Genomic DNA, 18,340 nt, shown 5'->3' on the forward strand with positions numbered 1-18,340 from the left:
AAAAATTGACACAAGAAGAACTGCAGCAGTTAGTAGAAGAGATATCATTAAAAAGCTTCCAGCGTCCTTTCAAGCACCAAGCAATGTTCAATCCACGCTTGCGTACAACTGGCGGGCGCTATCATTTAAACGATCATCATTTAGATTTTAATGTAAAGCTGTTTGAAGAGTCAGACAAAGAAACAATTGCAGGAATCATCAAACATGAACTTTGCCATTATCATCTGCATCTAACTGGAAGAGGATATCGTCATAAAGATATGGATTTCAAGTATCTTTTGAAAAAAACAGGAGGATTGCGCTATGCGCCAGCCTTGACGAAGAAACAGATAAAGATCGAATATTATCAATGCCAAGATTGTTCTGCCACGATCTGCCGCAAAAGAAGAATCGATGTACACAAATATCGTTGTGGAAGATGTCATGGGGAAATCAAATGGATTGAGACAAAGAGAGAAAGCCTCAATGAAGTATAAAAAATCAAATGAAAGGATGAAGAGTTTTTGGAAAAAAACGAGCAGAGAAATCTAAAAGACTGGAATCAGTTATTAGCCTTTTTAGCCGCACCTGATGAGAAAGATTTTGAGAAATTGTCGGCACCTACACTTATTTTAGCTGGAAACGGTCTTTTTATCTTAGCTGATAAAGCAGCACAAATGTATGTAAATGGTCAAGTAGAACGTTTGTTTTTGGTCGGCGGGGTGGGTCATGCGACTAGGATCCTTTATGAGAATTTTGAAAAGCAAGGATTTCATTTTGAAGAAGGCATGAGTGAAAGTGAAATCTGTCGTCAGTATCTAAAAGAAGTCTATGATTTGCCCGATAAGGCTTTCCTGATAGAATCGAAGTCTACAAATTCTGGAGAGAACGCCACTTTTTCACTGGAGATTCTTCATTCCTTAGATGCTGTACCAGAAAAAGTCCTATTGATGAATGATCCGACACTGCAACGCAGGACTCGAGCAACTTTTGAGAAAGTATGGCAAAATGAACAAACTGTTTTCGCAAATGCTGTGCCATTTGTGCCGGAAATCCTTCACTTTTCTGAGGAGATCGTCTTTACAGTAAAAGAACTGAACCATCAATGGCCGAAGGAATATTTCTATGCACTGGTGTTAGGAGAAATGGAGCGACTCCACGACGATGAGAATGGCTATGGTCCGAAAGGAAAAGATTTTATTCCTCATATTGATATATCAGAAGAAGTTTGGTCTTCTTATACAAGAATCAAACAGTCAATAAAAACGGATTTTTCCCGTACATGACCTTTTTAGCAGGCGAATCCTCCTTTCTAAATAAATTTGGTTGAAATTTTCAATCGTTTATAAGATAATGAGGAGCGTGTTGAATGTAATAGCTAAAAGAATGGACGCTAGATAAGAGAAGAGGATTCAAATGGAAAATCAAAATAAATTGTATCATTTTGTTGGTATCAAAGGTTCAGGAATGAGCTCCTTGGCTCTTGTTTTACATGAACAAGGTTTAAATGTCCAAGGATCAGACATTGAAAAATATTTCTTTACACAAAGAGATTTAGAAAAAGCAAATATCACGATTCTGCCATTTAACGCAGACAATGTAAAACCAGGTATGACGATTATTGCAGGAAATGCATTTCCTGATTCACATGAAGAAATCCAGCGAGCAAAAGAATTAGGTTTGGAAGTGATTCGCTATCACGACTTTATTGGTCATTTTATCCAAAACTATACGAGTATCGCTGTAACCGGTTCTCACGGAAAAACAAGTACGACTGGTCTGCTCTCTCATGTATTGAGTGGTGTTCGTCCAACAAGTTATCTAATTGGAGACGGAACAGGGCATGGTGATCCGCAAGCGGAATTCTTTTCATTTGAAGCCTGTGAATATCGCCGTCATTTCCTTGCCTATTCACCAGACTATGCGATCATGACAAACATCGATTTTGATCATCCGGATTATTATACAAGTATCGACGATGTATTTACAGCTTTCCAAACAATGGCTGGACAAGTGAAAAAAGCTATTTTTGCGTACGGTGACGACGCTTATTTACGCAAATTAGAAGCAGATGTGCCGATTTATTATTATGGTGTCACAGAAAATGATGATATCCAAGCACGAAACATCGAACGTACAACATCCGGTTCTGCTTTTGATGTCTATCATGGGGATGAATTTGTTGGACATTTCACTGTACCGGCATTCGGCAAACACAATATTTTAAATGCTTTAGGTGTTATTGCAGTCGCGTATTTCGAAAATCTGGATCTGAAAGAAGTTGCGGAAGAAATGCTGACTTTCCCAGGAGTAAAACGTCGATTCAGTGAAAAAATCGTAGCAGACATGACCGTAGTCGATGATTATGCGCATCACCCTGCAGAAATCAAAGCAACCATTGATGGCGCACGCCAAAAATATCCAGATAAAGAAATAATTGCAGTTTTCCAACCTCATACGTTTACGCGTACGATTGCATTGATGGATGAATTTGCAGAAGCACTTGATTTAGCTGATAAAGTTTACTTATGCGATATTTTTGGTTCGGCTCGGGAAGAACAAGGAAACGTTAAGATCGAAGACCTTGGAGCGAAAATCAAAAAAGGTGGAGAAGTCATCAAAGAAAATAATGTATCTCCATTATTAGATTATCATGATGCAGTAGTAATCTTCATGGGTGCTGGAGATGTTCAAAAATTTGAACAAGCGTATGAAAAACTTTTAAGCAGCACGACGAAAAATGTACTGTAATACAATTACTGCAGTGTCCTTATAAAAATAGAAAGAGGGAGAGTGGCAAAATTCTTGTCATGCTCCCTTTTTTACAACTTTTGATAAACGGCGTTCAAAAGCTTGCATCTGCGGCAATAAGCCCAACCAAATCAAAAACATGAGAAGCTGTTTTTTCTTGGCTGTTCTTATTACTTGATGCAGGACAGCTTTTTCACGACCTCAGATAAACGGCGTTCAAAAGCTTGCATCTGCGGTAATAAGCCCAGCCAAATCAAAAACATGAGAAGCTGTTTTTTCTTGACTATTCTTATTACTTGATGCAGGACAGCTTTTTCACGACCTCTTTAAACTATAGGAATCTGTTAAATCAAAGGAGCAAAACTTGCCTTTTGCGCTGCTTTTGGTACAATAATGTATGATTAAAAATAAACTGGAGGGTTTCTATCTTGAACATAGGTAAGCCGAGAAAACTAGGAAAAACAATAAATGAAATCGAGGAAGGCGACTCGTTATCTTTAACAGAATCTATTGAAGATAACCAGCTTTTGCTGTATTTGGGATTGACGAATGATGCAAATCCTTTGTATATCCAACATGACTTTGCACAAAAAACAGAATATCATCAGCCAATCGTTCCATCAGTGATGCTGATGGGGATCATCACAAGTGCAATTTCAAAGCATCTTCCTGGACCAGGATCACATGTTGTCAATTTTTCTGTCAATTTTATTGAACCGGTTTTCCATTATGAAACACTGACTTTTCAGTTTGAGGTCATAAAAGTAGATAAGATGAAGGACGTGGTGACGATTTCTGTAGAAGCGGAAAACACGAACGAAGATCGTGTGTTGGATGCTGTTGTTATGGTCCAACCGCCACAAGTTCCTGAATTGGAAATAGCAATCGAAAGTGAAGGTGAATTAAATGAATAATCCAAGTACATCAATGTCAGGCATCAATCGTTTTTATGCAAAAGTTTATGGTTTTTTAGGTATGGGGCTTGCCCTTAGTGCAGTCACTTCTTACTTGGCTCTTTGGGTATTTCCTTTACAACTAGCAACTTTTATCAATAACTTTCCATTAGGCTTTATGGGTCTGTGGATCGTTGAACTGATTTTGGTAATGGTTCTAGGCGTAAAAGCACAAAAGAATCCGAGCTTAGCGATCGGTGGATTCATTGCCTACTCTCTTTTGAATGGCGTAACATTAGCAGTTACTCTTGCATTCTACGATATTGGAACAGTAACACAAGCTTTCTTGACAGCTACCTTGATGTTCATGGGGATGTCTGTTGTCGGAGTGACAACAAAACGAGATCTTAGCGGGGTCGGAAGAGCAGGACAGGCTGCTTTGATCGGAGTGATCATTGCACTAGTCTTGAACATCTTCATTTTGAGAAGTAGCGCAGTTGAGCTGTTCATCTCACTGCTTTTAGTCGTCATCTTTGCAGGGATCACAGCTTATGATAACCAAAGCATTCGTAATATCTATGTCCAGACAAATGGAACAGCACATAGTGGCATTGCTGTATTTATGGCATTGAAGCTGTATTTAGACTTTATCAACTTGTTCTTGGCGTTTTTAAGAATCTTTGGACGGAACAACTAAAAAAGGAAAAAATTGATCAGTTGGGGCTATACCAAAATATTTGGTATGGTCCCGCTTTTTCTTTTCGCATTCCGCATGATTCTTTGTTAGAATGAATAAGAACTTTACAGTAAGGAGTTAAGAAGATGACAAAAAATAAATTATTACTCGTTGATGGGAACAGTGTGGCTTTTCGCGCATTCTTTGCGCTGCACAATTCCCTTGAACGTTTCAAAAACAGAAACGGTCTTCATACAAATGCAATCTATGCATTCAATACGATGTTTGAAAATGTTATGCAAAAAGAGCAACCGACGCATGTTCTGGTTGCGTTCGATGCAGGAAAAACGACCTTTCGGACAGAAATGTATGCGGAGTACAAAGGAGGAAGATCTAAAACACCAGGCGAATTCAAAGAACAAATGCCATATATCCGTGATTTGTTGACGGGATTAGGTGTACAGTATTACGAATTGCCCAATTATGAAGCGGATGATATTATCGGTACTTTGGCAGAAAAAGTAGATAAAAATCAATTTGATGTCGTCGTACTTTCCGGTGATCGGGATTTGACTCAATTAGCTAGTAAAGAAGTAAAAGTGGATATCACTGTAAAAGGTGTCAGCGATATCGAAAGTTATACACCAGAACATGTGGCGGAAAAATATGATGGATTGATACCAAAACAGATTATTGACATGAAGGGACTAGCCGGAGATGCCTCTGACAATATCCCAGGTGTGACTAAAATTGGTGAAAAAACAGCTATCAAGCTATTGAAACAATATGGCTCAGTCGAAGGAATCTATGAGCATATTGATGAAATGAAGCAAAGCAAAATGAAAGAAAATCTGATAAATGACAAAGAGCAAGCGTTCTTATCGAAGAAATTGGCGACCATCAATACTTCAGCCCCTGTGGAGGTCTCTATCGACTCATTGAAGTATGAAGGGAAAAATCTCGATAAACTCGTTCCATTTTATAAAGAAATGGATTTCAATCAGTTCCTTTCTAAACTGAATATCGTTGAAGAAGAAGTAAAAATGGATGATATTTTATTTGAAGTCGTGCATGAATTTAAAGAGGAAATGTTTACTACGGATATGGCACTGTACGTGGAAATGATGGGCGACAATTACCATACAGAGGAAATCGTCGGAGTAGCGTGGGGAACAGAAAAGAAAATCTATGTCACGAATGATCTGTCTGTATTCGAAAACCAAGCGTTCCATTCTTGGATCACTGATCCGACCCGATTGAAAAAAGTATATGATGCGAAACGAACTTATGTTGCTTTAAATCGCTATACTGGAAAAACGAAAGGAATCGATTTTGATGTCTTGCTAGGTGCATACATTCTCGATACGAATGAAAAAAGCACAGATATCGAAGGAATAGCTGCACATTACGGATACAACGATATCCAATCAGATGAAACTGTATACGGCAAAGGGGCGAAAAAAGGTTTACCAGAAGAAGAGGAACTCTTTTTTGCTCATTTAGCGCGAAAAGTAGCTGCAATCAATGCGTTAACACCAAAATTGAGCCAAGAACTGGCAGATAAAAACCAAGAAGATCTTTTCCGGAAAATGGAACTGCCATTGTCTATCATTTTGGCAGAGATGGAAATAAGCGGGATCAAAGTAGATGCGACTCGCTTACAAGAAATGAAGGGCGAGTTTTCTGCTCGCTTAAGAGAGATCGAACAAAAAATCTACGAAGAAGCCGGCGAAGAATTCAATTTGAATTCACCAAAGCAATTAGGAGTGATCTTATTTGAAAAAATGGGATTACCCGTTATCAAAAAAACAAAAACTGGGTACTCCACAGCCGTAGATGTACTGGAACAGCTTCGTGAACAAGCACCAATCGTAGAGGATATCCTAACCTATCGTCAAATCGCAAAAATTCAATCTACCTATGTCGAGGGACTGCTGAAAGTGATCCAATCAGATGGAAAAGTGCATACACGTTATGTCCAGACATTGACCCAAACAGGACGATTAAGCTCTGTTGATCCTAATTTGCAGAACATCCCAATTCGATTAGATGAAGGGAGAAAGATACGTCAGGCATTTGTTCCGAGAGAAAAAGACTGGTTGATTTATTCTTCTGACTATTCACAAATCGAGTTACGCGTACTTGCGCATATCTCAAATGATGAACATTTGAAAGCTGCCTTCCTAGAAGGTCAAGATATCCATGCCAGCACAGCGATGCGCGTATTTGGAATCGAAAAGGCAGAGGATGTCACACCAAATATGCGTCGGCAGGCAAAAGCAGTGAATTTTGGTATCGTGTATGGCATCTCTGATTACGGACTTTCACAAAATTTAGGCATCAGCCGAAAAGCAGCACAGCAATACATCGATACGTACTTTGAAAAATACCCAGGTGTCAAAGAATATATGGAAAGAATCGTACGCGAAGCAAAAGATCAAGGCTACGTCGAAACGCTGTATCACCGCCGACGATATTTGCCAGACATCAATTCAAGAAATTACAATATCCGTTCTTTTGCGGAACGAACAGCTATCAATACACCAATTCAAGGAAGTGCTGCTGATATTTTGAAAATCGCGATGATTGAATTGGATAAACGATTAAAAGAAACAGGTCTTCAAGCTACGATGCTGTTACAAGTTCATGATGAACTTGTCTTCGAGGTACCTGAAAAAGAACTTGAATCATTAGATAAATTGGTGAAGGAAGTTATGGAACAAGCTGTTTCTCTCCATGTACCACTGATCACTGACAGCAGTTGGGGAAAAACGTGGTACGAAGCAAAATAAACATTGTTTAAGACAGAGCAATATAATGAAGGTGAAAAGAAAAAATGCCAGAATTACCAGAAGTAGAAACCGTTCGTAAAGGATTGGAACGGTTAGTAGTAGGAAAAACGATTCAGAAAGTGCAGGTCTTGTGGCCCAAGATCATTGAGCAACCAGAGACGCCCCTCTTTGAGGCTTCTCTTGTTGGCGAAACCATCCAATCCATTGGACGTAGAGGGAAGTTTTTGATTTTTCATCTCGATCATTATGAACTGATCTCACATTTGCGAATGGAAGGAAAATATCAATTCACGAAAGAAAATACACCAATCGATAAACATACGCATGTACTTTTCTTTTTTGAGGACGGGAGCCAACTTCGCTACAACGATGTACGAAAATTTGGTCGTATGACAATTGTCGAAAAAGGAGCAAGTGCAACTTACCGAGGAATCATGAAATTAGGACCTGAGCCATTGCCTGACAGCTTTTTATTAGCAGATTTTGCAGCTGGACTGAAAAAATCGCACAAAGCAATCAAGCCTTTACTGCTAGATCAACGTCTAGTAACGGGACTAGGTAATATTTATGTAGACGAAGCATTATGGGAAGCGAAGATTCATCCAGAACAACCGGCGAATACATTACGTCCAAAAGAGATAGAACAATTACGTCTATCGATCATTGATGTTTTGAATCGTGCAATAGAAGCCGGAGGTACCACGATTCGCAGCTATTTGAATGCATTAGGAGAATCAGGCGGATTCCAAGTCGCACTGCATGTCTATCAGCAAACTGGCAAACCATGTATACGTTGTGGGACACCGATCGTGAAAATAAAAGTGGCACAAAGGGGGACTCACTATTGTCCGAATTGTCAAAGGCTGAAAATCGAAAAGTAGGCTTTGTTTTAGGTTTGACGGGCGGAATAGCTACTGGCAAAAGTACGGCAGCCAAAGTCTTTCAGTCTCATGGATTTCCTTTGATCGATGGTGACGTGATTGCTAGAGAAACTGTTGAGCCTGGAATGCTTGCTCTGAGGAAGGTTGTGTCCGTGTTTGGCCAAGAGATATTGCAGTCTGATGGTCAGCTAGATCGAGGAAAACTTGGGATGATTGTTTTTCCATCAAAGGAGAAACGACAAAAACTTGATCAGCTATTAGATCCGTTTATCCGAAAAGCGATAAAAGATCAAATCGCCTATCTAAGTTCCCATCATCCTTTAGTAATTGTAGATATCCCATTGCTCTATGAAGGTCATTATGACCACTATATGGATGCAGTAGCTGTCGTTTATACCACGCCAGATATTCAACTCAGACGCTTGATGAAACGTAATCAACTAACACTAGAACAAGCACAGCAGAGAATTAGCAGTCAACTTCCAATCGAAGAAAAAAAGCAGCGTGCGGATATTTTGTTTGACAACAACGGAACAAAAGAGGAACTTGTGGAACAAATCGAAAATTGGCTTTCAGCTAATCGCTTTCTTTGAGTATCTGTGTCAAGTTTGCTATCCTGAGTATATAGAAAGCGAGGGATAGCGATGGGATCATTTAAAAACCAAAAGGATAAAGTCGTAGGTAACGCAAAAGAAAAAATCGGCGAAATACTCAATAAAGAAAATCTAATCGATGAAGGTCGTACGCAATCAGAAACAGCAGAAGAGAAAGAAAAGCAGTACCAAGCAAGAATCGATGAAATAGAAGACCAGCAGGCAGAAAAAGAAGCGAAACAGCAAGATTTGACTCAAGAACGAAAAAATCCGGTACCTGATCGTAGTAAGACACCGCTCCCAGAAAGTGAACACATTCCTGATGAACAAAAAATCGAGGAACAACGAATGAAACACTATACAGGAATCGAAGAGAAGTTATAAAAAAATAAGAAATAGAGATGTGACTTGAAGCAGATGATAAGATGTTCATCTGCTTCAAGTTTTTTATGCTAGCCGACTAAATCAGCTTTTGGGCGAGTCATTTCTCAGCAATCAAGGTCATCAGTACTGGAAAATTGAAATTGAATTAGGACAGGGGACATAATTACGCATGAAAATAGAAAAAATTGTTCTTATATCCGTGTTTTTTTGGGTAGGACAGTCGCGTTTGTGATTTGTTTCGTGTTATAATACAACTAGTTGTAAAGAAAGACACATCCTTTATATAAAAATGCGATGCAAGAGGTGAGACAAAATGAGATGTCCTAGATGTCAACATAATAATTCACGAGTAATCGACAGCCGTCAAGCAGATGATGGACGTGCGATCCGTCGCCGTCGCGAATGTGAGAATTGTTCGTTCCGCTTCACTACTTTTGAACGAATTGAAGCTGCTCCGTTATTAGTCATCAAGAAAAACGGGGAACGCGAAGAATTCAATCGCGATAAAATTTTAAGAGGACTCATCCGCTCAGCAGAAAAAAGACCTGTAGCTATGGAGCAAATGGAACAAATCGTCAACCATGTCGAAAACCGCGTACGCAGTCTTGGGGAAAACGAAGTATCAACGAATCTGATTGGTGAATATGTGATGGAGGATTTAGTCGATTTAGATGAAATCGCGTATATCCGTTTTGCCAGTGTTTATCGCCAGTTCAAAGATATGTCTGTTTTCTTAAAAGAGCTGCAAGATATCGTGGATAAAGCAAAAGAAAATAATAAAGAGAATAATAAAGAAAACAATTAAGAAACAAAAAGGAGGCATTTCCTTGGAAAATGCTTGGAAAGAGCTTCAACCAAAAAATATTTACCAAGGAAGAAAAGAAGCTCCGCTGAGGGAAGACAGCAAGAACGCGTTGCTGTATCTTTATCAGCCACTGATCGGCGGAGAAGCCTTGAGTATCTATTTCACTCTGTTATCAGAGATCTCGCAAGAATCTGGTGAAGGTCCTGAAGGGATGCATGCAGATTTACTCAGTAGTCTAGGCTGCGGGATCCCTCAATTTTATGATGCAAGAAAAAAGCTGGAAGGAATCGGCTTACTGGATGTTTATTTTAAAGAAGATAGCGATCTGGGGCCTCGTTTTATTTATGAGTTGTTAGAGCCACTCATTCCTAAAGCATTTTTCAAAGATTCTGTTCTGGCATTTCTTCTTTTGGAAAAAGTTGGTGAACGACGATTCCAGAAGCTTATTCAGTTGTTTGAACCTAAAAGGCATACAACAGAGGGATATCAAAAAATCACAAAAAAATTTTTAGATGTTTATCGCTTCAATGAAGCAGTATACGCTGCTAATCAAGAAAACATCGAATCACTGAATAAATCTTTTGAAGAATCTGAGCCAGTAGCATTACTTGAAACAGATTCGACATTCGATTGGCAATTTTTGAATGATTGGCTGGCAAAAAAACATATGACTGTTCTTGATGATTCAATCATCAAACAAGTCGACATGTATCATCAGCTTTATGGATTCGATGAACTAACTCTTGGTGAACTCATCAGTCAATCTTATGATTTTAGTGAACAAAAAGTATCCATGAAGGAGCTGCAAAAAGCTGTTTTGGCAATGCAGAGACGACCAGTGAAGCAAATAAAGGAAACAGTAGCTGTTGCTGAAAACAGCAATGAATCTCCGACGAACGAACATTTGACAAATGCAGCGCTTCAGTTGATAAAAGAAGCACAGAGCATTCCGCCGATGAAATATCTGGAAGCAATCAAGTCAGAAAAAGGCGGATATGTTTCTAAACAAGAAACTTGGTTACTGCAAGACCTTGTTTCTCAATCAGGTCTTTCCAGCAGTGTGATCAATGTTTTGCTGAATTATGTATTGGTGATCAAAAATAATGCTAGCTTAAATGCTAGTTATGTGAATACAGTGGCAAATGAATGGGCACAAAAGAAAATCGCCACAGCAGAAGAAGCGATTCAGCATATTCGGCAAATAAGCAATCAAGCAAAACAATCAAAACAAAAAAAGCAAACAAATTATCCAAACGGCAAGCGAAATGTTCGGCGGGAAAAGCTTCCTGATTGGGTCAACCAGCCAAAAGATGAAAAACAGATCAGTAGTGAGAAAAAAGCAGAGATTGACCGCCGTTTTAAAGAATACCTGGCGAAAAAGGAGGGTGACATCTAATGGAAGACGTAGGCAAAGAATTGAAGAGGATTATCAGCAAACGTAATTATCAAGAAAAATATGCTGAAATGATTGCTGACGTCCTAAATGATACGGATGTTCAAGCTTTTCTAAGTGCACACCAAGAAGAACTGACACAAGCGGATATTGAAAAAAGCTACGCCAAATTGTATGAGTTCGTGCAAGAAAAGCGTAAATATCAAAAAAACGATCCAACGATGATCGCTCCAGGATACGAGCCGAAGTTGACGTTGAATTTTCATTATGTGGATGTCACTTATGTACCAACAGAAGCATTGTTAGCTCGGCAAAGACAAGAAGAAATTAGAAGCCGAGTAAAAGCAATGGATATGCCAAAAGATATTCAATCAGCATCTTTTGAAAACTTTGAGCGTACAGATGGACGAGGATATGCAAGCTTGGAAGCCCTAGATTTCGTAGAGAAATATACTGCAGATCCAAAAGGGTATCATAAAGGTCTTTATTTGGTGGGGAGTTTTGGTATTGGAAAAACATACTTATTAGGAGCAACAGCGAGAGAACTAGCGATTGCTGGATTCACCACGACATTAGTCCACTTTCCGACGTTTGCCGTTGAGATGAAACAGGCAATCGGAAAAGATCAAGTGGCAGAAAAGCTAGATGCAGTGAAGCGTTCCCCCATTTTAATGATTGACGATATTGGTGCAGACGCGATGAGCAGTTGGATACGGGATGAAGTATTTGGCGTCATCCTTCAATATCGGATGCAGGAACAGCTACCGACCTTCTTCTCATCAAATTTCACAATGGATGAATTGGAACAGCATTTGTCCGTCACTCAACGTGGAGATGAAGAGCCGCTGAAAGCAAAACGCATAATGGAACGCATACGTTATTTGACAAAAGAAATCGAAATGACTGGTCGCAACCGCCGCAATGGTTGAACAGTTGATAAGTCCAACTGATATTTGACCAAGGAGTAAAAGCAGGTCAGCGAATCTTTACATGGACAGAAATGACCGGAGACAATCACCGCAACAAGTAATGCAAAAACTTAAACGGAGGATTTTTTATGAGGGCTATTTTTTCTAGTATATATGTAGTTGGTCTATTTTTTATTTTAGCAGGATGCGGTAGTGCAGACAGCAACACAGGTTCTCTTGATTCGATTGATGCGGGTCAAACAATAAAAACAAGCAGTACGAAAACGGAGGGACAAAGCATATTTGTAGGAACGATTGAAAGCATCACTCAAGTAGAAGCGGAAGAAGAAACGATTCAACTGAAACTCGTCGATGTCATGGCCAAAGAAGATCCAGCGAATATGGGGACATCATTCAGCAATGACGGAGTGATTTTGAATGCTACTGCTGAAAAAATAAGCGTGGACATAGATGAACTGAAAATCGGTGACAAAGTCCAATTTACATTAGTTGAGATGCCGATCATGACGATGTCTATCCCACCACAAGTGCCTGGAGATTCGATCATTGATATTTCATTGAACAAATAATTAACAACATTTTTCAAAAATAAGAAAATGTTGTTTTATAGAACAAAAAGGTATAATTTTTAAGGAGATCTGGGAATTTTTTTATTCCTAGTCTCCTTATTTTATATGGAAAATGCTATAATTACCTAGAAGGAGTGAAGCTATGAACCATTTAGATTTATCTCAGCGCTTAGCGGCAGTTGGTGAATTTGTTCCTGAATCTGCTCGTTTAGCAGACATTGGATCAGATCACGCATACTTACCTGTTGCATTGATGCTAAAAGGAAAAATCAAATATGCAGTTGCAGGTGAAGTCGTTCAAGGTCCTTATGAATCAGCACGTAAGCAAGTCCAAAAAGATGGATTGGAAGACCGTATCACTGTACGTCTTGCAAATGGTCTAGATGCGATCCAACCGCAAGATGCTATAACGGCTGTCACGATCGCGGGTATGGGAGGTTCGCTGATCCGAGAGATCCTAGAAGCTGGCAAGTTGCATCAACGCCTAAGTGGACAAGAACGTTTGATCCTTCAGCCAAATATCGGAGAGCGTACGTTACGATCATGGCTGCAAGAAAATCAATACAAAATCCAATCAGAAAAAATACTTGAAGAAAACAAAAAAATATATGAAATTATTGTAGCCGAAAAAGAACAAAAACCAGTTACTTACAACGAAATGGAGCTGATGTTCGGACCATTTCTGCTCGAAGAGAAAAGTGAGATCTTCAAATCAAAATGGACAAGAGAGCTTCAACAAAGAAAAGCTATCCGTGAACAGCTCAAACAAGCATCTAATCAAGAGGCACGTCAAAAACAAATCGAACAGGAAATCCAAATGATTGAGGAGGTTTTAGAGATATGACAATAAGCGGACGTACCTTCATCCAAAAGTTTGAGAGCTATTGTCCTCAATGGCTAGCTGAAGAAGGAGACCCAGTCGGACTGCATATTGGAACATTAGATAAACCGATTCAACGGGTAATGATGACATTAGATGTTCGCCCAGAAGTGGTCGAAGAAGCAATCGAGAAAAAAATCGATCTGCTGATTGCTAAACATCCCCCAATCTTTCGCCCTGTAAAACGGCTGACTACTGATCAGCCGCAAGAAAAAATGTATGCAGATCTGTTGAAACATGATATTGCCGTTTATGCGGCACACACGAATATGGATATTATTTGGGACGGACTGAATGACTGGTTTTGCGAACTGCTTGGTATTGAAGTGGAGAGTTATTTAGTGAAGACTCATGAAATCCATTATAAAAAACTGGCGGTTTATGTACCTGTGGATCATGCACAGAAAATGCGGGAAGCATTAGCTGCAGCTGGTGCTGGTACGCAAGGCGATTATACCGGTACAAGTTTTACCTCGATTGGACACGGTCGATTTACTCCGAATGTTGGTGCACAACCAGCGATTGGGAAAGTAGGGAAGGCAGAACAAGTCCAAGAAGCAAAAGTCGAGGTTATTTTGCCCGAAACAATCGAAAAACAAGTGATTGATGCCATACAATCGGTTCATCCTTATGAAGAACCTGCGTACGATCTTTTCGCAATTGATGAACCAGTCGAAAAGTTTGGGCTAGGTCGAATAGGTGAATTACCGCAAGAAATCCCCTTAGAAACATTTGTGGAACAAGTAAAAAAAGTTTTCCAATTAGAAGGACTGAGAATCGTTCAGCCTCAAAAAACAAAATCATCCATCAAGCGTATTGCGATTTGCGGTGGAAGCGGCGAAAAATTTTATCCGCAAGCAATCGCTCAAAGAGCAGACGTCTATATCACCGGAGACATCTATTATCATACGGCTCATGATATGCAAAGCGCCGGGTTGATTGCAATTGATCCCGGACATTATATTGAATCGTTATGTAAGGAACGGTTCATCGAGAAATTTGAGACTTGGAAACAAGAAGAAAATTGGGATATTGACTTTTTCGTTTCTGAAACGAATACAAACCCATTTCAATTTAATTAAAGGAGAGAATACTATGTACGAAAATCTTTTGCCACGTTTTTTACGGTATGTCAAAACAGAAACACGCTCCGATGCAACAAGCAAAACGACCCCATCGACTCAGACACAAGTTGCTTTTGCACAAGAATTGAAAAAAGAATTAGAAGAGTTAGGTTTATCAGATGTTTTCTATAATGAAGACAATGGATTCGTTATGGGAACATTACCAAGCAATGTCGATCATGAAGTGCGTTCCATTGGATTTATTTCCCACATGGATACAGCAGACTTTAATGCAGTAGGAGTCAATCCACAAATCATTGAAAACTATGATGGAGAGTCTACGATCGTACTAGATGCGGAAGAACGTTACACGTTGAATACAAAAGATTTCCCAAATTTGAAAAATTATGAAGGCCACACGTTGATCACTACAGATGGCAGTACTTTACTGGGAGCAGATGACAAATCAGGGATTGCGGAAATCATGACTGCAATGGAGATCTTGATCAATAATCCTTCTATCCCTCATGGTACCATCAAAGTAGCTTTTGGACCTGATGAAGAAATCGGTGTCGGAGCGGATAAATTCGATGTTGAGCAATTCAATGTGGATTTTGCTTATACAGTCGACGGCGGTCCTTTAGGTGAATTGCAGTATGAAACATTCAGCGCTGCTCAAGCAAATATCACGATCCAAGGGAAAAATGTACATCCAGGGACGGCAAAAGATACGATGATCAATGCTTTACAGCTGGCCATTGATTTTCATAATCAGCTTCCAGCCGATGAAGTTCCAGAAAAAACAGAAGGATACGAAGGTTTCTTCCATTTGATGGCATTGAATGGGAATCCTGAAGAAGCTTCTATGAGTTATATCATTCGCGATCATGATCGTGAAAAATTCGAAGCACGCAAAGCACAAATCACACATATCCAAGAAGAATTGAATCAACGATTTGATCAAGAACGAATCAAAGTAGATATGTATGATCAATATTACAACATGAAAGAAATCATCGAAAAAGATATGAGCATCGTGGAATTAGCGAAACAAGCAATGATCGAGCTTGGGATCTCTCCAGTGATCGAACCAGTCCGCGGAGGAACAGATGGTTCAAAAATCTCTTACATGGGTATTCCGACGCCAAATCTATTTGCCGGAGGAGAAAATATGCACGGTCGATTCGAATTTGTTTCTTTACAAGTAATGGAAAAAGCAACAGATGTGATTGTTAAAATTGCAGAATTGAACACAAAGAGTTAAAATCGAAAAAGAACAGCTTATGACAAGGCGTTCGTCCGATGATGGAATGTCATCTGTCTAAGGCTAAAGGGCAGGACAATGGAATGGATTGTCCCGCCCTCTTTTTTGAAGAGTAAATAGGAGGTAAAGAATGAAAAAGCTGCTAGTTTTTTATAACAAAAGTTCAGGGAAAGATGAGGGGGAGAAATTAGCACGCTGGTTTCAAGATTATGTAAAAGAAAAGCAACCAGAATTATTTGTAGATTTAGCTGAAACTGGCCCGTCGATTGACCATGCGGATTTAGTCAAGAAAGCAGAAGCTATAGGAGCCGATACTCTAGTGATCATAGGAGGGGACGGAACGATCCATCATATCGTCCAAGCGTTCCAGCAAACGTTATCTCAGTATCATATCGGATTACTTCCAGGTGGAACAGTCAATAATCTCGCACGTGTCCTTGAGATTCCATTGAAGAAAGAAGAGGCTGCTGACGTGATTCTAGAAGGAAATGTCCGAAAAATAGACTATGGCCAAGTCAATGATGCAGTCATTATCTCTACACTGACAATCGGTATCTTAGCCGATACAGCAGTTTGGATCAGTCAAGAAGAAAAACAGCGTTATGGCTCGTGGATTTTTATCAAGAAATTCTTTAAGTTATTGCTGAAGAAGAAAAAATATCATTTGGATTTAGAAACAGACGAGGAGCATTGGAAAGGAAAATCTCAGTTATTGACAGTCACGATGTCTAACTCCATGGGCGGCTTTACAAATTTCGACGATTCAGCGACCCCAGATGATGGAAAATTCCATGTAACGATCGTACCTTCCTTAGATATTTTCCGATTTATTTTTTATTTGCCTAGAATCATGAGAGGAAAATTCTATACGATACCTGGCATCACTTATTTCACAGCCAAACGCATGAAAATCAAAGCAAAGGAAAAATCTGTTGGCACTCGGACAGATGGAGACACGACAGATGATCTTCCAGTTGAATTATCTGTTGTATCAAAAGGATTAGCAGTTTATTCACCAAAAAAAGAAGAACAAGCTTAGAAATAGTAGTTAATAGAAAGTTGGAAGAAGAATAATGGATGTATTGTTGCACAATCCTTTGTGGTTTTATCTATTCATTGTAAATTTTTATTTATTTTGTCTGATGGGATATGATAAACATCAGGCTCGAAATGGCGGCTGGCGTGTACCTGAAAATAACTTGATATTTGTCAGTCTGTTAGGCGGTGGTTTGGGAGGATTGATTTCTCGGAAAGTTTTTCATCATAAAACAAGGAAAAAAAAGTTTACCGTAGGATTCACTGCGGGTGTGCTTGTTGATTTGATTCTCATTTATTTTTTCCATTAAGGAGCAGGAGATGTCATCTAAAGGAACGAAAATTAAAATCATTCTGAATCTGCTTTTGCTGATTGCGATTTTTGCTATTATTTATTATTTAATCAATCAATCATTTGCAGATATCTTTGCCGAATTAATGTCTACCAGTGTTGTCGTTTTGGCAGCCACTGTTATATTAGGGACAGTTTACCAAATCGCTGAAGGGCGCTCAATCAAAGAAATTGCTGAACCTTTCGCGCCGAATTTTACAACGAAAGATGGGTTCTTGACCTCTAGCTATATTGCGTTTTACCGAATCGTTTCGTTTGGTACAGGAACATTGATCTCGGAAATTTATTTTTATAATAAAAAAGGAATGAAACTGTCTCAGGGAGCAGGAGTGACAGCACTCCATATGATCATGTACAAACTTGCAGTGATTACCTATGCGTTAGCTGGCTTGCTCATCCAATTCTCTCTTTTTTATTCTAATAGTCCGTCAATGATCTGGTTTATTATTGCTGGAATTCTTTTGACGATCGTGATTGTTGCCTTTTTATTGGTAATGTCCATCAGTCTGAATGTCCAAATATTTTTTGTCAGCTTATCGAATAAGTTATTTAAGAGTGAGCGTTTGCGAAAATGGGTGGATACATGTAATCAGCAGATCTACTCTTTAAGGGAAACGGTCCAAACCATTATCCAAGACAGGACTGCGCTATTGCGTATTTATCTATGGAATATGTTGAAACTTGTATTTTGGTATGTACTTCCCTATTTGATTCTGATTGAAAACCATCCTAAAATAGATTTTCTACTGACCATTTCGTTTATCAGCTTTGCAGTAGTGCTTTCAGGGGTTATTCCTACGCCAGCTGGTATTGGCTCCTTTGAATTTGTCTACTTGTTATTGTTTAGACCAGTTGTCGGAACAGTTGACGCAGTTTCTTCGCTTTTGTTGTATCGTTTCAGTTCCTTTATCTTGCCATTTCTCTATGGATTTGTGTATGTGATTGCTGAACGGCGAAGAGTGATCAAAGAAGAAATAATAGAAGTAAAAAAAGAGAATAAAGAAAATCAAGGGTAGGTCTTTTATAAGATCTACCCTTTTTATCAAATCAAAGAAAAACGTTATGGGTAAGATAATTTTACGTTTGTTTTGCTCTTTTTT

Annotated in this window: 19 protein-coding genes; all 19 read left to right on the forward strand. The window is 39.1% G+C overall.

Annotated elements, in window-relative coordinates; translation table 11 throughout:
- Nucleotides 1–5 precede the first annotated feature (5 nt).
- The 19 genes from AC1F25_RS03360 (at nt 6) to AC1F25_RS03450 (ending at nt 18,256) form a co-directional block, all read left to right on the forward strand.
- Complete coding sequence (locus AC1F25_RS03360; RefSeq protein ID WP_002306555.1) at nt 6–476, forward strand: SprT family protein; 471 nt, start codon at nt 6–8, stop codon at nt 474–476.
- A 27-nt stretch (nt 477–503) separates the two neighbouring features.
- Nucleotides 504–1,265: a YdcF family protein gene (locus AC1F25_RS03365; RefSeq protein WP_479994252.1), complete on the forward strand. Its 762-nt coding sequence runs from the start codon at nt 504–506 to the stop codon at nt 1,263–1,265.
- Between the two features lie 130 nt (nt 1,266–1,395).
- Nucleotides 1,396–2,730, forward strand: coding sequence for a UDP-N-acetylmuramate--L-alanine ligase (gene murC / locus AC1F25_RS03370; RefSeq protein ID WP_002313703.1), 1,335 nt, complete (start codon nt 1,396–1,398; stop codon nt 2,728–2,730).
- 428 nt (nt 2,731–3,158) lie between these two features.
- Nucleotides 3,159–3,644 (forward strand): MaoC/PaaZ C-terminal domain-containing protein, encoded by a 486-nt coding sequence (locus AC1F25_RS03375; protein ID WP_002291977.1) that lies wholly within the window; start codon nt 3,159–3,161, stop codon nt 3,642–3,644.
- Nucleotides 3,637–4,320 (forward strand): Bax inhibitor-1/YccA family protein, encoded by a 684-nt coding sequence (locus AC1F25_RS03380; RefSeq protein ID WP_002306560.1) that lies wholly within the window; start codon nt 3,637–3,639, stop codon nt 4,318–4,320. Before AC1F25_RS03375 ends, AC1F25_RS03380 begins: the two co-directional genes overlap by 8 nt.
- Before the next feature lie 125 nt (nt 4,321–4,445).
- Nucleotides 4,446–7,091, forward strand: coding sequence for a DNA polymerase I (polA, locus tag AC1F25_RS03385; RefSeq protein ID WP_479994253.1), 2,646 nt, complete (start codon nt 4,446–4,448; stop codon nt 7,089–7,091).
- A gap of 44 nt (nt 7,092–7,135) precedes the next feature.
- Nucleotides 7,136–7,972: a DNA-formamidopyrimidine glycosylase gene (gene mutM, locus AC1F25_RS03390; RefSeq protein WP_213366307.1), complete on the forward strand. Its 837-nt coding sequence runs from the start codon at nt 7,136–7,138 to the stop codon at nt 7,970–7,972.
- Nucleotides 7,936–8,565 (forward strand): dephospho-CoA kinase, encoded by a 630-nt coding sequence (gene coaE, locus AC1F25_RS03395; RefSeq protein WP_048340748.1) that lies wholly within the window; start codon nt 7,936–7,938, stop codon nt 8,563–8,565. Before mutM ends, coaE begins: the two co-directional genes overlap by 37 nt.
- Before the next feature lie 51 nt (nt 8,566–8,616).
- On the forward strand, nt 8,617–8,949 hold the full coding sequence (locus AC1F25_RS03400) for a hypothetical protein (protein WP_002291968.1): 333 nt from the start codon (nt 8,617–8,619) through the stop codon (nt 8,947–8,949).
- A gap of 313 nt (nt 8,950–9,262) precedes the next feature.
- A complete protein-coding gene (gene nrdR, locus AC1F25_RS03405) occupies nt 9,263–9,754 on the forward strand; it encodes a transcriptional regulator NrdR (protein WP_002288327.1) in 492 nt (163 codons plus the stop codon).
- 22 nt (nt 9,755–9,776) lie between these two features.
- Nucleotides 9,777–11,150, forward strand: a complete 1,374-nt coding sequence (locus AC1F25_RS03410) for a replication initiation and membrane attachment family protein (RefSeq protein ID WP_479994254.1) — start codon at nt 9,777–9,779, stop codon at nt 11,148–11,150.
- Nucleotides 11,150–12,076: a primosomal protein DnaI gene (dnaI, locus tag AC1F25_RS03415; RefSeq protein WP_002306563.1), complete on the forward strand. Its 927-nt coding sequence runs from the start codon at nt 11,150–11,152 to the stop codon at nt 12,074–12,076. Before AC1F25_RS03410 ends, dnaI begins: the two co-directional genes overlap by 1 nt.
- 128 nt (nt 12,077–12,204) lie before the next feature.
- The gene (locus tag AC1F25_RS03420) at nt 12,205–12,645 is read left to right on the forward strand and encodes a hypothetical protein (protein ID WP_002291962.1); all 441 of its coding nucleotides are present in this window, start codon (nt 12,205–12,207) and stop codon (nt 12,643–12,645) included.
- A gap of 142 nt (nt 12,646–12,787) precedes the next feature.
- Nucleotides 12,788–13,489: a tRNA (adenine(22)-N(1))-methyltransferase gene (locus tag AC1F25_RS03425; RefSeq protein WP_479994255.1), complete on the forward strand. Its 702-nt coding sequence runs from the start codon at nt 12,788–12,790 to the stop codon at nt 13,487–13,489.
- Nucleotides 13,486–14,607, forward strand: a complete 1,122-nt coding sequence (locus tag AC1F25_RS03430) for a Nif3-like dinuclear metal center hexameric protein (RefSeq protein ID WP_252705856.1) — start codon at nt 13,486–13,488, stop codon at nt 14,605–14,607. The genes AC1F25_RS03425 and AC1F25_RS03430 overlap by 4 nt, the downstream gene beginning before the upstream one ends.
- Nucleotides 14,608–14,620: 13 nt before the next feature.
- Entirely contained in the window at nt 14,621–15,853 is a 1,233-nt protein-coding gene (pepT, locus tag AC1F25_RS03435) for a peptidase T (RefSeq protein ID WP_002291957.1), read from the forward strand.
- A gap of 130 nt (nt 15,854–15,983) precedes the next feature.
- Complete coding sequence (locus AC1F25_RS03440) at nt 15,984–16,892, forward strand: diacylglycerol/lipid kinase family protein (RefSeq protein WP_479994256.1); 909 nt, start codon at nt 15,984–15,986, stop codon at nt 16,890–16,892.
- A 34-nt stretch (nt 16,893–16,926) separates the two neighbouring features.
- Entirely contained in the window at nt 16,927–17,199 is a 273-nt protein-coding gene (locus AC1F25_RS03445; RefSeq protein ID WP_002306567.1) for a DUF1294 domain-containing protein, read from the forward strand.
- 10 nt (nt 17,200–17,209) lie between these two features.
- The gene (locus AC1F25_RS03450; protein ID WP_002306568.1) at nt 17,210–18,256 is read left to right on the forward strand and encodes a lysylphosphatidylglycerol synthase transmembrane domain-containing protein; all 1,047 of its coding nucleotides are present in this window, start codon (nt 17,210–17,212) and stop codon (nt 18,254–18,256) included.
- Nucleotides 18,257–18,340 lie beyond the last annotated feature (84 nt).

This window comes from Enterococcus sp. M-BR2, from assembly GCF_056612775.1.

Coding starts and splice junctions, on each gene's coding strand:
- murC (WP_002313703.1), top strand. CDS start 1,396: ATGGAAAATCAAAATAAATTGTATCATTTTGTTGGTATCAAAGGTTCA.
- AC1F25_RS03380 (WP_002306560.1), top strand. CDS start 3,637: ATGAATAATCCAAGTACATCAATGTCAGGCATCAATCGTTTTTATGCA.
- polA (WP_479994253.1), top strand. CDS start 4,446: ATGACAAAAAATAAATTATTACTCGTTGATGGGAACAGTGTGGCTTTT.
- mutM (WP_213366307.1), top strand. CDS start 7,136: ATGCCAGAATTACCAGAAGTAGAAACCGTTCGTAAAGGATTGGAACGG.
- AC1F25_RS03400 (WP_002291968.1), top strand. CDS start 8,617: ATGGGATCATTTAAAAACCAAAAGGATAAAGTCGTAGGTAACGCAAAA.
- nrdR (WP_002288327.1), top strand. CDS start 9,263: ATGAGATGTCCTAGATGTCAACATAATAATTCACGAGTAATCGACAGC.
- dnaI (WP_002306563.1), top strand. CDS start 11,150: ATGGAAGACGTAGGCAAAGAATTGAAGAGGATTATCAGCAAACGTAAT.
- AC1F25_RS03420 (WP_002291962.1), top strand. CDS start 12,205: ATGAGGGCTATTTTTTCTAGTATATATGTAGTTGGTCTATTTTTTATT.
- AC1F25_RS03425 (WP_479994255.1), top strand. CDS start 12,788: ATGAACCATTTAGATTTATCTCAGCGCTTAGCGGCAGTTGGTGAATTT.
- AC1F25_RS03430 (WP_252705856.1), top strand. CDS start 13,486: ATGACAATAAGCGGACGTACCTTCATCCAAAAGTTTGAGAGCTATTGT.
- pepT (WP_002291957.1), top strand. CDS start 14,621: ATGTACGAAAATCTTTTGCCACGTTTTTTACGGTATGTCAAAACAGAA.
- AC1F25_RS03440 (WP_479994256.1), top strand. CDS start 15,984: ATGAAAAAGCTGCTAGTTTTTTATAACAAAAGTTCAGGGAAAGATGAG.
- AC1F25_RS03445 (WP_002306567.1), top strand. CDS start 16,927: ATGGATGTATTGTTGCACAATCCTTTGTGGTTTTATCTATTCATTGTA.
- AC1F25_RS03450 (WP_002306568.1), top strand. CDS start 17,210: ATGTCATCTAAAGGAACGAAAATTAAAATCATTCTGAATCTGCTTTTG.